The organism is Pedobacter jejuensis, assembly GCF_003725795.1.
GTDB classification, from domain to species: domain Bacteria; phylum Bacteroidota; class Bacteroidia; order Sphingobacteriales; family Sphingobacteriaceae; genus Pedobacter; species Pedobacter jejuensis.
Map to the genome: position 1 here is coordinate 169702 of NZ_RBEE01000002.1, position 15992 is coordinate 185693.

The window sequence follows — 15992 nt, forward strand, 5'->3', positions numbered from 1 at the left end:
CCTATTTCGGTTTTTGAACACACAAATTGAGGAGAATGCTATAAATTTGATTTGAACTTTGCAATAAGAACATCTGACTTTGTTAAATAAACCTGATTAAACGAAAATCCTTTTTGTTGCAGATTACTTTCAATTTAAAGCAGAACGATAACAAAAAGATTGCAGTGAAAGCAGGACTGCTTTTGCTATGAAAAACTGAACGCTCGTTTCCAAAATATAAATCATATTTTTTTAAAACCTGCCTCGTTTTTGTACACATAAATCAGGAATAGACATCAGCTTTGACAACTTTTTAAAAGTTGTCAAAGTTTTATAACTACGAATTCAACTAATGCCCGGCGTTGGCAATACAACAGTTACACTATTTTGTTTCGGTCTATGGGCACACACACCGAGGAGCATAAAAATTAATCCCTTTGTTTCCAAACATAAATTAAATACCATTTAGAATTTATTTAAAGCCTGTTTCGGTGTTTGAATACACAAATTGAGGAGAATGCGATAAATTTGATTTGAACTTTGCAATAAGAACATCTGACTTTGTTAAATAAACCTGATTAAACGAAAATCCTTTTTGTTGCAGAATTCTTTCAATTTAAAGCAGAACGATAACAAAAAGATTGTAGTGAAAGCAGGACTGCCTTTGCCGTGAAAAACTGAACCTTCGTTTCCAAAATATAAATCATATTTCTTTCAAACCTGTCCCGTTTTTGTTCATATAAATCAGGAATAGACATTAGCTTTGACAACTTTTAAAAAGTTGTCAAAGCTTTAATAACTACGAATTCAATAAATCCTTAGTTGGCCAACAAATATTTACAATATGCTGTTTCGGTCTGTGGGAACACAAATCGATGACTAAGAATAAAAGAAAATACTACCCTACTATTCACTTTTGACTTCGGACTATTAACCGTATCTTTGCGGCTTATTTATTTACAGTATGATTTCAGTTTCTAATCTTTCCTTACGCTACGGCAAACGCACACTTTTTGAAGATGTAAACCTTAAATTTAACCAAGGCAATTGCTATGGTGTAATTGGAGCCAATGGTGCAGGAAAATCAACTTTTCTAAAAATTTTATCGGGCGAAGTGAGCCAAACTTCTGGTAGTGTTGCTTTTACACCTGGTGAAAGGATGGCTGTTTTAAAACAAAATCACCACGAACTTGATGAATCGACGGTTTTGGAAACGGTAATGATGGGACATAAAGAACTTTATGCCATTATGAAGGAAAAAGACGCTATCTACATGAAAGAAGATTTTACCGAAAAAGACGGCGAACGTGCTGGTGAATTGGAAAATATCTTTGCTGAAAAAGATGGCTGGAACATGGAAAGTAATGCAGCTACCATGTTGAGTAACCTGGGCATTACTGAAGAAAATCACTATAAATTACTTAAAGAATTAGATAACACACAAAAAGTACGTGTGTTGTTGGCACAAGCGCTTTTTGGTAATCCTGATATTTTGTTGCTCGATGAGCCTACCAACGATTTAGACATTGAAACCATTGCCTGGCTGGAGAACTTTTTAGCGGATTATCAAAACATTGTATTGGTTGTAAGCCACGATAGGCACTTTTTAGATGCCGTTTGTACGCACATTGTAGACATTGATTTCGCGAAAATGAACATCTACTCTGGTAACTATACATTCTGGTATGAATCTAGTCAGCTGGCATTGAAACAACGTAGCGACCAGAACAAGAAAACTGAAGAAAAAGTAAAAGAGTTACAGGAGTTTATCCGCCGATTTAGTGCAAATGCATCAAAATCAAAACAAGCAACTTCGCGTAAAAAAGCACTTGATAAAATCGATATTACGGAGATTAAAGCATCGAGCAGAAAATATCCTGCAATTATATTTAACAATACAGGTAGAGAAGCAGGCGATCAGATTTTACAGGTTGACGCTTTAGGCAAATCTGGCAACGACGGTATTTTATTCGATAAAGTTACCTTCATGGTTAACAAAGGCGATAAGATTGCTGTGTTATCGCAAAATAGTTTGGCAACCGCAGCATTTTACGATGTTTTAAGTGGTAGAGATACCAACTTTAAAGGTGACTTTAAATGGGGAGTTACCATCAGCACCGCTGATATACCAAACGATAACGCAGAATATTTTGCTAACAAAAATGAAAATTTAGTTGATTGGTTACGTGAGTACTCAGGAACAGATGCTGACGAGCAATTTGTAAGAAGCTTTTTAGGCCGTATGTTATTTTCTGGCGAAGAGGTTTTGAAGAACGTAAAAGTGCTTTCTGGTGGAGAAAAAATGCGTTGTATGTTTTCCAGGATGATGCTTCAACAAGCAAATGTGTTGATGTTTGACGAACCTACCAACCACCTTGATTTAGAATCTATCGAAGCGCTAAACAACGGTATGAAAGATTTTAAAGGAACGATTTTATTTACTTCACGAGATCATCAGTTAACAGAAACTGTTGCAAACCGTATTATAGAAATTACACCAAAAGGAACTATAGATAAGTTAATGACTTATGATGAATACATCAACAGTTCGGACATTGCAAAGCTTCGAGAAGAAATGTACTCGTAAATTCATTTTTAAATATTATTTTAGAAAGAGCTTTGATTTTGATTCAAAGCTCTTTTTTTGTAGCTGTTTTTTTAATTACTTTTTAGTCAAAAAAAAATATCGACTAAACCGATAGTGAATTATACTTTTTGAAAAAAAGAAATTACATTCTGATTTACATATATTTCAATAATTAAACTCTTGCTATCGAACACGCCGGTCTTCGACCACCCCTCTGAAAGAGGGGAATTGCATCCTACATTCCCCTCCTTTGGAGGGGTGCCTGAAAGGCGGGGTGGTTATTTTGATATACAGTTCATTTTATAATAATATAATACAGTCGATTAAAATAATTCTTACACACTGTAGCGTTTTTCTATCCTGTTTCGTTCTATCAGAAAAAGTGTTAATGGCCATTAACCAATTTTAATTTAAAATTGACTTAAATCATTAAAATGAAAACGAAACTGAACAAATTTAGTACGACAACAAAAATTATATGCTCGCTCCTGTTATTTACCATATTTATATCAGCCTGTAAAAAAGATTGGAATAACGATGCCGTTACCGTTGCAGGTATAGGTTTTGTACATGCATCTCCAGGCACTGGTGCTTTAGATTTTATCGTAGATAATCAAAAAGCTAACAATAAAGCTTTTAACTACACAAACGATTTGGGCTATTTCGGTGCCTACCCTGGCTCAAGATTATTCGGTATCACTAAAAAAGATTCAACCAAATTTATCTCTACAGCAAATGTCAATCTGCAATCTGGTTTATTCTATTCGGCTTTTGTGATAGATGTTTTGCCAACTCCAAAAATTTTAGTGGTTGAAGATGATTTAAAAGCTCCTGAAACCGGCAAAGCAAAAATTCGATTTATAAATTTAAGTCCTGATGCTGCTGCTTTAGATTTAGCTGTTGTTGGTAAAGATGCAGCTTTAGTAGCTGCAAAAGCATATAAAGAAGCTTCTCCTTTCATTTCTATAGACCCATCAGCAAGTTATACTTTTCAAATTAAAGAAAGCAATGCAGTAACTGCTACACTTCCAGACACAAAAATTGAAGCCGGCAAAATTTACACACTTTGGGCAAAAGGTTTAAAAAGTAAAACAGATAGCACCAAATTTGGCTTAAGCATCCTTACAAATAAATAACACCTACATATGAAACGAAAATCGACATCATCCGGTTAAACGGATGGTGTCATTTTCATTAACTTTGCATCAGAATTGCAATCCACACCAAATCATTAACAAATCTCTATAAGTTCTTAAAGGTTGATAAAAAAAATACTCAGTATTGAGGAAATTATACAAGGCTGCCAAAGGAATGATAACAGCTGCAAAGAAATGATGTATAAATCATTTTATGGCTATTTAATGGGTATTATTTTAAGGTATGTAAACAACAGTTATGATGGAGAAGAACTTGTAAATGATAGCTTTATAAAAATTTTTAAGAGTATTGACGGTTTTCAAGCGCCAAATAATGCTTCAGATTTACAAAAAATATTTAAAGGTTGGATTGCCAAAATTGCTTCGAGAACAGCAATTGATAAACTTAGAACCTTAAAAAACCAGGCTTATGTTGATGATTTATCGGAAGCTGAGCATCCTGTTACCCACGTTTCAGTTGCATCTGATTTACATGTTCAGGATATTCTGAAACTGTTAAATCATTTACCTGAAACACATCGGCTGGTTTTTAACCTTTACGAAATTGAAGGCTTTGCAGACGATGAGATTTCGAAAATGATGAACATACCCGAAAGTTCGAGCAGGGTATATTTAACCCGTGCTAAAAATAAGCTGCGAACATTGTATTTAAAAACGCAGGTTAATTCGTATGAGAAAAATGGATAAAGAATTAATTGACCATATAAAAGATAATCTTCAGGCACATGAAGAGGCATATACTCCCGGAGCTTGGGAGCGCTTTAGCGTGCCCGAAAAAAAGAAAAGAAGAGGTATTGCTTATTGGCCTCTTTGGTCGGCCGCAGCAATAATTTTAGTTATGGGCAGTATATTCTTCCTGCAAAACAATGAAATTAAGCAAGATAAAATCGTTGTAAATCAACATAAAGCAGTAGATAAAGAAATAGAAAATAAACCATTAACAACTGTAGAAGAAACTCCTTTACTACAACCTAAAACTCAAAAAACAGAGCGCAACTCATTATACAGTAAAAACGAACAAAATTCGGTTTCTTCACCAATAGAAAAAGATGAGATCATTTTAAATAAAAATCCATTTATCACATCAAATGAGGTAGAAATAGCTTCAGTTTCTGATAAATCATCACCTAACAATGTATTAGCTGGAAGATCAAACATAGAACAAATTGCTCCAAAATTGAAGACTAATGAAACTGAAATCGTTGTAGAGAAAAAGCCGAAAGCGCAATCAAAAACTACTTTTGAAGAACTTTTAGCGCAAGATAGTTATGCCAATAGCACAAACAAATCGCAAAAAACTAAAGGAAATACAAAATGGGAACCTGGAATATTTGTTGCGCCTGCAATAGGAAACGATAATAAAGTAAATATGAATTATGGTTTTTCCCTTTCATATAATTTAGCAACTAAACTTTCTATTAGTTCTGGAATTGCTTACACAGCTTTAAGTTCTACAAGTAACCCCGCACAAAATGATTTTGGGGCAGCTCAAAATTCCCCATCTGCAATGGCTTTGGCAAGTTCTAATAACAGCAACCGAAGTCTTCAATCTGTTGATGCGAGTGTTCGTGGTATTAATATTCCGCTTGAGCTAAAATATAATTTCAGCAATAAATTTTATACTGGAATTGGCGTTTCTGCTTTAGCTATTCTCAACAATAAGCAGCAAAATAATTATATTGTTAGTCAGGCACAAAACACTACAGTTGTAAATACAATGGGTTATGCCGAGCAAAAAATGCAAGTTGTTACAGAAAGAGTTTCAGAGCAACAAAGTGAAGCAACAAGTGCACCCGAAAAATATTTAGGCTTTTATAATTTTAACCTTGGTTACAAACAAAAAATTTCATCGAAGAAACATATTGCCGTAGAGCCGTTTTTGAGGTTACCAATGAAAGATTTCTCTAAAGATAATTTAAACCTTACCAACGGAGGATTAAGGTTAAAGCTTGACTTTTAGAAAAATGCACATAAAAAAAACCTTTCCGAAAAATCGAAAAGGTTTTGCAATTTATCAGTACAAAAACTGATAGATATAATTTATTAATGACCAGAGTGACCGTCAGCGCCGTGAGCATGACCATGAGCCAGTTCATCTTGCGTAGCTTCGCGAACGTTTAAAATTGTTCCGGCAAACATTAAATTTTTACCAGCCATCGGATGGTTTAAATCAACTGCAACCGTTTCATCATGAACTGCAGTTACACCAGCTCTAAACTGATTTCCTTGATTATCTTGCAATGGAATAACATCTCCAACTGCCGGTACTTCACCACCAGCTTCGGTAAACATGCTTTTTGGTAAATCTGCAAATGCTCCCGGATCTAATTCTCCGTAACCATCAGCAGCAGATAATTCGAAGCTATATTCATCGCCAGTTTTTAAACCAGTTAAATGCTCTTCAAATTTTGGCAACATCATGCCAACACCATATAAAAATACTAAAGGATTTTGCTCATCAGCTTTTTCAACAAAAACTTGTTGTCCTTCTTCGTTAGTAGTGTGCAATTCGTAAGTTAATGCAACTACTGAGTTTGATGAAATATTCATTTAAATTGTTTTATTGTAAATACTTTAATGCTTCATCAACAGAACTAACCGGCAACTGGCATAACTATTTTCGGCAAATATCTTTTAATTGATTTAACGCTCGTGGCGCAAAGATAACCGAATTATTAGTTTAACAAAAAAAGTGTTTAATTGTTGGCTATTAGATATAAAAATTAATATTGTTGATAACGTGGAAGAAAAGTGTGTCCGCCAATATTGCTCAATTGCGGTTTTGGGGGTTGACGATGGAGTGGAAATCACTGCCTGCCGGCTGGCAGTGAAGCACTAAAGCTGGATTTATTATTAACTCGAGTTCCATTCTTAAATCTAATATTTTGCTGTTTATAGCCGTATTGCTTTTACGACACGTCATGCTGAATTTATTTCAGCATCTTTCCTGCAAAGAAGACCCTGAAATAAATTCCGGGTGACGTAAACTAGAAAAAAGCAACTTATTAATAATGTGATGGACAGTTAATATAATATAATTCAGGTTATTAAATTAAACTGGAAAAATACTTTTAGATTATTCGTGCCAACCCTAACTTTTTAAACCTTTGTTAATGTTTCCTGGCGTGTCTTCCAGTAAAATCTACTTTCCGTCTTTCGATTTATTTTTTTTTAAGCTTCGGTTCTGGCAATTCATCCACAGTAATTTTTATTAATTTTCTTAGCCATTCCCTATCGTCCAATTTTTCTTCAATTAAAAAACTTGGTTTTGCTCCTGGATATGGTGATGCTTCAACAACTTCATTGATATATACTCTTCCCGATTGAGTTGGCTTAATAAATAATTTATTGTCGCAAACAAGAGCAAATAATTTGTTGTCAAAATATAGGCCGTACTCACCAAACATTTTTTTGCTGGTAACTTGTTCTGAAAAACCAATTTGGTCTATGACAAAATCTACGAATTTCTGCTCTGATGCCATGAATAATTTACATTAATTTGAAATATGGATTAATGTTGATGCGGACAACTATTGTTTGATTAACCACTAATGTGTTTTCTTAGAATCGAATCAGCACTTTGCCCAAATCGATGTTATGCGTTCGTAATTTATTTAATATTTTCTTTCGAAAGAACTTCCGTTGAACCAATATACACCGCTTGGATTAGCTCCTCCAAACCACAATTCGCCTTGTTTGCTTTTGTATATCGTCCAAAGGTGTTTACTTTCAACACCATCGTCTTTATTGAAATTTTTAATGGAATTACCATCATATCTCCACACACCAGAAGCTACAGTCCCAAACCAAATATTTCCTGCAGTATCTTCTCCAATCGAAAAAACTTTTTCAAGAGAATTGCCTTTCGTAAACTCCTTTTTCAACTTATTCTGTGCGGTGAAATTGATTACCTTTTTTCCATCATATTTCAAAACGCCCATTCCATTATTACCAATCCAAAGATTTCCTTTCCTGTCTTCCATTATACTTCGAACATGCAAATAACCAGTTTCTACGTTTAGGCCAAGATATTCATTATCCAGTATCTTAAAACTTGATCCATTATATCCAATTACAGCACCATAAGCTCCAAACCAAACGGTTTTATTTTTAGCTTTGACAAAAGGTGTTGAAATGTAATATTTAAACCCATCTCCAGGTTTAGGTGTAACAGGAAACAGATGATAGGAAAGCTTTTGTCCGTCATATTGATACACGCCCGGGTACGCTTCAAGTTTGTTGTAGCCCTCAATTTTATCGCCTTTGAACCAAAGATCACTTTCATTTAACGTCCATTCGTGCTTTGAGCTATAATCCCGATTTTTGTAAGTAGTCATTTCTTTACCATTGTAAGTACTCAATCCTCTTCCACATTCAAACCAAATTATGCCATTTTTATCTTCGTAAATATTTCTTATCTGGTTGTCGCTTAATCCGTTTTTTGTTGTGAAATATTGAAGCTTCCCATTATGAAGCAAACATACCCCTTCATTATAACTGCCAAACCAGATATCTCCCTTACTATCTTCTAAAATTGAACGAACTCCTGTTGTGTATTTTAATCTTATGGCGCTTTGCTTATTACAAGAGATTATTAAGACAATCAAAACTGTGCAGCAAAGAAAGCATATGTTTTTCAATTTTTGTTTTACGCTCATTCTGATGGTATTTTTTCTGTGATGCATAAGGACTTTGGCTTGGTGATACTGCTTAAATCGAACACAAACCTTCATTCAATCACTTAGCCGCCAATTTCTTGCAACTCCGATTAGGCTTACACGCTTCCCTTTCAACTATGCTAAAATACAAAAAGTCGGAACATAATTGTCCCGACTTAAAATTGATTTGCTTTTGCATTTAACCGATTACACTTTTGTCTTTCGCTACAAATTTTGCAAAAGCCAATAATGCACCTGTTACCATTATGTTTCTGAAAAAATTTACCATTTCCAATTCTTTTTCTCTTACTAAATCAGCGGTCATATTTTGTGTTCCTAATTCGTATCCCATTGCTCGTGGCAAGTGAACCAAAATAGCCATTAGTATTACATACAATGCCATTAGCGAATATGCTAACTTATCGTATTTGCCTAGTACAGCACTTACAATAAATAGCAGAATACAAACCAAAGTGAAGTAGTTCCAGAAATATGGAAATGGAATATAGTCCGGCACGAACGAGGCGCCCACTTCTGGTTTCCCAAGGTGCAAACCAACATACAGTAAAAACGAAAGTGGAAAAATGTATTTTCCTGAATTTAAAATTTTGTCCATCGCAGTAAAGTTTAATGGGTTGGAAATGGAATAAGTGTTCTGATTTCTACCGAACTGTTTGGATATTTAAGTATTGGGCAAGTCCTGCTCCATTCTTGCACTTCTTCTATATTGTCGGACTTACAGATTAAAAAACCTGAAACTAAAACACTATCTGTTTCTTTGTGCGGTCCAACAGTAACTTCATTGTTTTTTACAATTAAAGCATCGTAGCGAATGGGTGCTGTATGCACCAGTTTACCTTGCATTGCGATATTACCAATCCAGGATTGCCATTTGGGCATATCTTCGGCCATATCTTGTGAAGTAGTCAAGTAGCCATTCTCGGCACTTGCGTTGCGAAACAATAATAAGTATTCTGTCATTGTGTTGAAATTTAATTTGTGAATGATGAAGCAAAATTCAGCTATTAAATTTCTGTGAGCGATGACAAAAGTCGATGTTTTACAATTTGGCTTTTAGTCGACTGAAAACGTCTTTATTGATGCCTAAATAAGAAGCAATAAGTTTGCTTGAAAGTCTTGTCATCAGCAACGGTCGGTATTCCATTAACCACCTTATTCTTTCTAATGCGGTTAAGGAAACAAAAGTGTTAATGCGATAAACAGAGTTAGCATAAGATGCTTCAAGGATTTGTTTATACACTTTATCAAACTGAGGAACAGTTTCCATCATTTTTTGAAATGATTGTCTATCAATTGCAAAAAGCTCGCAAGGCTCAACGGTCCTAATGTTCTCTGTTGCAGGTTTGCCGCTTCCGAAACTTAAAAGTTCTGAACACCAGTTATCTTCAATAACAATATCTCTTGTAGTTTCGTTATGGTCTTTATCGTAAACGTAAACATGTAAACAACCTTTGGCAATAAAGTAAACGTTTTTGCAAATATTACCTTGCTGTAAAAGTTGTTCGTTTCGTTTAGTCGTGATGTGTTTAAATGAAGAAAGCACCTTTTCTAAATGGTCAAGGTCATTTCCAAGTCTGGTTGTGATGTGTTTCCTTAAAACTTCTATCATTTATTTATGTCGTTGATGTTTGCAGGGGCGATGGTAGAATTAGGCGTAACGGTTTTCGGCTGCTATTATAGCTGTCCGTTCGTAATGGGATTCCATTTGTCTTCGTTATCGGTCAAATAATTTATTGCTAAGTCAAACACGATGTCGGCATTAAACTTTTGAGATGATTTGTTTTCCTTAAAGTCTGTCCAACTCACCACATTAGTTCGTTTGCCATAATCTTCAAGATTATCGTCACCTTCCAAAAAGCCGATGTAATTTGTCTGTGGTGTGGTATAAATTTTTTCTGGAATCCCACCGTTAGAATTTATATACTCTTTGGCATATTCGTAATATTCTTTCCCTTTGCCAGTATCTGGGGCTATGTGCAATAGCCAAAGTGCGTTGAAAATATTTGTGTTTGGATTAAATCCGTCAGAATTCTTGATGATATCGAATAGTTCACCGGCAATATATTCTCTCGCTTTATCAACTTTATAAAATAGAACAGCCGTTATCCCTAAAACTGCACCCGCCATTCCAAGGATGAATAGGTCATAATCTCTAGAAAGTCCATAATTTGCACCAATTTGCTTTATGTAATAAGATTTTTCTTGCCAGTTCATAAAGTCGTCAAAGTATTTATCCTCTAATTTGTCGTCTGCAAAAGCTGAAAGAATACCTAGATGAATAGGAATTTCCCATTCGTTTCCTAAGTAAGTATCATATGATTCACCTTCAAATAATCCTTTAGGTTTTTCTATTTTGAGTTTTAGTAGTCTTATGAAATGAGGTTTGATAGCTGAATACTTTCTGGTGAGCAAAGCATATGAGGGCAATATTGTTCCTTTATCTTTTTCAAATCCCAAGTCTTCGATATGAAGAAGTATTTTATTAATATCTAATAGTTTCCAATTGTCTAACAGTTCACTAATTAATTCAAAAATATTCAAAGAATTTGTGAGTCTACGATGTTGTGTTAAAATATCCAGAATTAAGTTGAGTTCTTCGTCTAAGCTAAATCGGTAAATTCTATAATTGTGGCTGCCAAATAGGTTTTCAAGTTGAGAGATTTTACCAGACCAGTCTCCGCCTTTCAATAATAAAAGAAAAAGTGGTTTTTCAAATTTCTGATTTGATTCTCCAAATATTTTACTCGGATTAGCAACTATGGAGTTTGTCGTTGCACTTTCAATTTCAAAAATAAAAAGCGGATACTTCTGACCTACCTCATAAAGCCAAGCTACATCAACTGCGGACTTGTTGTCTTTGTCAACCGGGTATTCTTTTTCGGAATGATACCACAAAATTTCTCCAAGTCTAAATAACTTGTCGATGATTCGAAGTCCAAATTCTAGTTTATGTTCTGCCATTTCAGGGTCTGTCACTAGTTGCCGCTAACTATTGAATACACTCGACTTAAAAAATCAAATGCCATAGTAAAATGCTTACAGTCGCTACTTCTACTCGCGTATTTTGAATACATTTTATAAATAGTTAAACATTATAAAAGAAAACTCATAGCTAAGACGATTTCGAAGAAGTAGGAGCGTATGAGGTTATTAATTTAGTTCACACTAAACTATAAATTAAAAAGCACATTTCAAGTAGATATATATTAATTAAATGGTTTGGTAACACCAGGAATGGCAAGTATAAATATTGTATTATACAACTGATTTACAGTGCATTAATCTATTTCTATTCCAAATATCCTAAGGCCTCCTCAACAGTTTTAACCGGCAACTGGCATACTTTATTTCGGCAAATGTAAATTTTAGTTTCATTGCTTTGCTTACCTTTTAGCAGCGGCAAGGTACTTTCTGTTCCGCCCAATGTAATTTTATTTGGAATATAATGGTTGCTTAATTCCAATTTAACTACATCAGTTTCTAAACCTGTTAGGGCAATTTCGTTTATGCTATAAACTTCGTTAAGCAATTGAATGGCCCAATTTGAATAAGCAGAACCATAAGTTTTTATTTTTGGATGAACCGCAGCAAGCATTTCAGCAGCTTTTGCACCGTAGTTTTCTAAATCAAAAAATAAGCCCAGTTTTTTAAGGTTTTGAGCCATTACAGAATTCGCCGCCGGAATTACATTATCCATCACTTCGTGTTTACGGGCAATTAAACTTTCACTTTCTGCTGAGGTATAAAAAAACATTGGCGAATCTGTATCCGAAAAGTTTTCTAGTACATAATCGCTAAGGGCTTTTGCCTCATTTAGCCACTTTTCATCAAAATCATATTCATATAAGGCAATTAGAGCATCAATTAAAAAAGCATAATCATCCAAGAAACCGATAATAGAGGCCTTTCCATTTTTATAATTTCGGTATAATCCGCCTTGTTTTGTTTTTAAATTAGCTAAAATAAATTTTGCTGCTTCTGCGGCTTTTTCATAATATAAATCATGGTTCAAAACGGTTGCCGCATCAGCCAAAGCCTTAATCATCATTCCATTCCAGGCCGTCAAACATTTATCATCTAAACCTGGTCTGATTCTTTTGCTTCTAACCTCAAGTAATTTAGCCTTCGCAGCTTTTACTTTATCGTAAAGAGCTTCAGCATCTATTCCATGTTTAGCAATTAAATCATCATCCAGTATGGTTTTACGCAAGATATTGGTTTGCTCCTCCTCCCAATTTCCATCTTCGGTAATGTTATAGTATTCACCGATTATTTTCGCATCATTACCCATTATTTCATCAAATTCAGTTTTATCCCATACGTAAAACTTTCCTTCAACACCTTCGCTATCAGCATCCAAAGCAGCATAAAACAAGCCGTCTGCTGATGTCATTTCCCTAAAAACCCAATCAATAGTTTCTGTAACAGTTCGTTTAAAAGAATCGAATTTTGTGCATTGATAGGCTTCTGCATACAAGCTTACCAGCTGCGCATTATCATAAAGCATCTTCTCAAAATGTGGAACATGCCATTTATCATCTACAGAATATCTGGCGAAACCTCCACCAATCTGATCGTAAATTCCGCCTCTGCTCATTTCTTCTAAAGTGTGACAAACAGCCGTAAAAGCCGATTCATCATCTTTTAAAAAACCGTATCGCAGTAGAAACATCCAATTATTTGGCAAAGGAAATTTAGGTGCCCGGTTATAGCCACCATAAGTGATATCAAAATGGCGTTTCCAAGGTTCAATAATTTCTGTTAAATGTGCTTCAGTGTAGGCTTCCTGAATATCTACCGCAACTATTTTTTCACTATCATTTATTCCAGATGTTAATCGCTCTGCATATTGAATTGCTTTTTCTGGCTCATTACGCCATAAAGCCGCTACGTTTTCAAGTATGTTTATCCAATCATCTTTCCTAAAATAAGTTCCGCCATAAATTGGACGCTGATCTGGCAAACAAATACAATTTAGTGGCCATCCGCCACTCCCTGTCATTAACTGTATGGCATACATATAAATCTGGTCGATGTCGGGGCGTTCTTCCCTATCTACTTTTATACAGATAAAATGTTGATTCATCACTTCAGCAACTTCATGGTTTTCGAAACATTCGCGTTCCATAACATGACACCAATGGCAGGCAGAATAACCTATACTCACTAAAATTAATTTATTTTCAGTTTTAGCTTTTTCTAATGCTTCGGTTCCCCATTCGTACCAATGAACAGGATTATATGCATGTTGCAATAAATATGGCGATGAAGCATTGATTAAACTGTTGGGTTCTGAATGGGTATTTAACATGAGCTATTGGTGTGAAGATTAAGATATAAAGCTATTAATTATCTACAAACCTGTTCGGTTTTAGTTTTGTTTTTATACTTTAGTTCTTAAATCCGAAAGGCCCAAATTGATATGGAATTGACTCAAAATAATTTATTTTCAGCAATAAAAGAGATTATTATTCAATCTCGCTTGAGGGTTTTCCGTGCCGCAAATTCGGCTTTACTGGAATCTTACTGGCAAATCGGAAAGCTGATCGTAGAAGATGAACTGCAAGGAAAATCGAGAGCAGATTATGGTAAAGAAACTTTAAAAAATTTATCTAAACAGCTCACTTTAGAATTTGGAAAAGGATTTGATTATACAAATCTTACTAATATCCGAAAATTTTATCTAGCTTTTCCAATTGTTGACGCATTGCGTCAACAATTGAGTTGGACGCATTATCGCCTATTATCAAGATTAGATTCAGCCGAAAAACGAAACTTTTATATTAATGAATCAATTGTATCTAATTGGAATAGTAGAGAATTACAAAGGCAAATTAATGCCTTATCATTTGAACGATCGCTAACTAAAAATGAGTCGGTTAAACCCAACCCTAATATTCAAGATTACATCAAAGACCCATATATATTTGAATTTCTTGGTTTAAATCCGAATATTAAAAATACGGAGAGAGATTTAGAATCTACAATAATCGAACACCTTCAAAAATTTTTATTAGAATTTGGGAAAGGTTTTGCTTTTGTTGCACGCCAGCAACACATTGTAACAGACACTTCAGATTTTTTTATCGACCTCGTATTTTATAATTATATTTTAAAATGTTTCTTCATAATTGATCTTAAAACAACAAACTTAAGCCATCAGGATATTGGTCAAATGGATATGTACGTTAGAATGTATGATGATTTAAAGAGAAATGATGATGATAATCCAACTATTGGCTTATTACTATGTACAGAAAAAGACGAAACAATTGTAAAGTATTCCGTTTTAAACGATAAGAATCATTTATTTGCAAGCAAATATTTATTGTATTTACCAAAAGAAAAAGAATTAAAAGCAATAATTGAGCAAGATAGGCAACGTTTTGAATTAGATAATCTGAAACTATGAAAATCACCCATACCGAAATATACCGCTTCAGCATCCCGATGGAACCATTCGTTATTGCAACCGGAACTATGCATTTCGCACAAAATGTGCTGATTAGAATTTATACCGATTGTGGTATTCATGGCATCGGTGAATGTTCTGCTTTCCCGATGATTGTTGGCGAAACCCAGGAAACCTGCATTGCAATGGCGAAAGATTTTTCCGCGATTTTAAAGGGTAAAAATCCCTTAGATATTCCTGAACGGATGAGCGATTTATTGGGTTACGCAGACCATAACAATACCATAAAGAGTGCTTTTGATATGGCCTTATTTGATATTGCCGCCAAAGACGCAGGTTTGCCGCTATACAAATTTCTAGGTGGCACTAAAAGAAGCATAGAAACTGATATGACGATTGGTATTGATTCTCCAGATGGAATGGCTGCGACTGCCTTAAAATATCAAAGCAAAGGGTGCAGGATTTTAAAAATTAAATTGGGAAAAGATATTAATGATGATATTGAGAGGGTAAAAAAGATTCGCGAAGCTGTTGGTGATGAAATGATTTTACGCTTAGATGCCAACCAGGGCTGGAGTTTTGATGATGCCTTATTTGCTCTGGGTGAACTGGAAAAATACAATATCGAATTTTGCGAACAACCAATGCGTACCTGGTACGATGATAAATTACCAGAATTAAATATCAATTCACCAATTAAATTAATGGCCGATGAAAGTTGCTACAATCACCATGATGCACGAAAGTTAATTAACAGCCAATCTACAACCTACCTAAACATCAAGTTTTCAAAATCGGGAGGGATTTTAGAATCGCAGAAAATTCATGAAGAAGCTTTACAAACTGGTGTTAAGTGCATGATTGGAAGTATGCTCGAAAGTCGGATTGCCTTAAGTGCAAACCTTCATTTTGCGTTAGCAAGCCCTAATGTTGTATTTTTTGACTTAGACACCGCCCTACTTGGCCATTTGGTTGACCCAGTAGTTGACGGATTGACTTATAACGGCTATTTTTTAGATGTTCCAGAAACACCAGGTATTGGCGCAGAAGCGGATGAATTTTTCTTAGAGCAATGCGAAAGTTGGACGGTATAGTTCATTAGTCATTGGTTCATTAGGAAATTAGTTTAGGCGCAAACAACTACATGGTCCAAAAGCCAGATTTTCAACTAATGAATA

General features: G+C 34.8%; 14 protein-coding genes. 6 read left to right on the top strand and 8 right to left on the bottom strand.

The genetic code is table 11. The features are described 5' to 3' along the window. Nucleotides 1-943: 943 nt before the first annotated feature. The 4 genes from D7004_RS01400 (at nt 944) to D7004_RS01415 (ending at nt 5683) form a co-directional block, all read left to right on the top strand. Nucleotides 944-2566, top strand: a complete 1623-nt coding sequence (locus D7004_RS01400) for an ABC-F family ATP-binding cassette domain-containing protein (protein WP_123204083.1) — start codon at nt 944-946, stop codon at nt 2564-2566. A gap of 434 nt (nt 2567-3000) precedes the next feature. Next, nucleotides 3001-3702 carry a DUF4397 domain-containing protein gene (locus D7004_RS01405; RefSeq protein ID WP_123204084.1) on the top strand — a complete coding sequence of 234 codons (702 nt, stop codon included), beginning with the start codon at nt 3001-3003 and terminating at the stop codon, nt 3700-3702. 195 nt (nt 3703-3897) lie between these two features. Further along, nucleotides 3898-4410 carry an RNA polymerase sigma factor gene (locus tag D7004_RS01410; protein ID WP_167459368.1) on the top strand — a complete coding sequence of 171 codons (513 nt, stop codon included), beginning with the start codon at nt 3898-3900 and terminating at the stop codon, nt 4408-4410. Beyond that, nucleotides 4403-5683, top strand: coding sequence for a hypothetical protein (locus D7004_RS01415; protein ID WP_148042734.1), 1281 nt, complete (start codon nt 4403-4405; stop codon nt 5681-5683). The genes D7004_RS01410 and D7004_RS01415 overlap by 8 nt, the downstream gene beginning before the upstream one ends. Before the next feature lie 83 nt (nt 5684-5766). Here D7004_RS01415 and D7004_RS01420 read toward each other — a convergent pair whose 3' ends face one another. From D7004_RS01420 to D7004_RS01455, 8 genes are all read right to left on the bottom strand, one after another. Continuing rightward, complete coding sequence (locus tag D7004_RS01420; protein WP_123204087.1) at nt 5767-6273, bottom strand: FKBP-type peptidyl-prolyl cis-trans isomerase; 507 nt, start codon at nt 6271-6273, stop codon at nt 5767-5769. Between the two features lie 611 nt (nt 6274-6884). Further along, nucleotides 6885-7205, bottom strand: coding sequence for a TfoX/Sxy family protein (locus tag D7004_RS01425; RefSeq protein WP_123204088.1), 321 nt, complete (start codon nt 7203-7205; stop codon nt 6885-6887). A gap of 132 nt (nt 7206-7337) precedes the next feature. Continuing rightward, complete coding sequence (locus D7004_RS01430; protein ID WP_167459369.1) at nt 7338-8381, bottom strand: ligand-binding sensor domain-containing protein; 1044 nt, start codon at nt 8379-8381, stop codon at nt 7338-7340. Between the two features lie 199 nt (nt 8382-8580). Further along, the gene (locus tag D7004_RS01435; protein ID WP_123204090.1) at nt 8581-8997 is read right to left on the bottom strand and encodes a hypothetical protein; all 417 of its coding nucleotides are present in this window, start codon (nt 8995-8997) and stop codon (nt 8581-8583) included. 11 nt (nt 8998-9008) lie between these two features. Beyond that, the gene (locus tag D7004_RS01440) at nt 9009-9362 is read right to left on the bottom strand and encodes a YciI family protein (protein ID WP_123204091.1); all 354 of its coding nucleotides are present in this window, start codon (nt 9360-9362) and stop codon (nt 9009-9011) included. A 79-nt stretch (nt 9363-9441) separates the two neighbouring features. Then, complete coding sequence (locus tag D7004_RS01445) at nt 9442-10011, bottom strand: Crp/Fnr family transcriptional regulator (protein ID WP_123204092.1); 570 nt, start codon at nt 10009-10011, stop codon at nt 9442-9444. A gap of 65 nt (nt 10012-10076) precedes the next feature. Beyond that, nucleotides 10077-11363 (bottom strand): hypothetical protein, encoded by a 1287-nt coding sequence (locus D7004_RS01450; RefSeq protein ID WP_123204093.1) that lies wholly within the window; start codon nt 11361-11363, stop codon nt 10077-10079. Nucleotides 11364-11691: 328 nt separating this feature from the next. Next, entirely contained in the window at nt 11692-13713 is a 2022-nt protein-coding gene (locus tag D7004_RS01455) for a thioredoxin domain-containing protein (protein WP_123204094.1), read from the bottom strand. Between the two features lie 111 nt (nt 13714-13824). Between D7004_RS01455 and D7004_RS01460 the strand changes: the two genes are divergently transcribed. Together D7004_RS01460 and D7004_RS01465 are read left to right on the top strand one after the other, a co-directional pair. Beyond that, entirely contained in the window at nt 13825-14814 is a 990-nt protein-coding gene (locus D7004_RS01460; protein WP_123204095.1) for a PDDEXK nuclease domain-containing protein, read from the top strand. Then, the gene (locus D7004_RS01465) at nt 14811-15908 is read left to right on the top strand and encodes a mandelate racemase/muconate lactonizing enzyme family protein (protein ID WP_123204096.1); all 1098 of its coding nucleotides are present in this window, start codon (nt 14811-14813) and stop codon (nt 15906-15908) included. Before D7004_RS01460 ends, D7004_RS01465 begins: the two co-directional genes overlap by 4 nt. Nucleotides 15909-15992 lie beyond the last annotated feature (84 nt).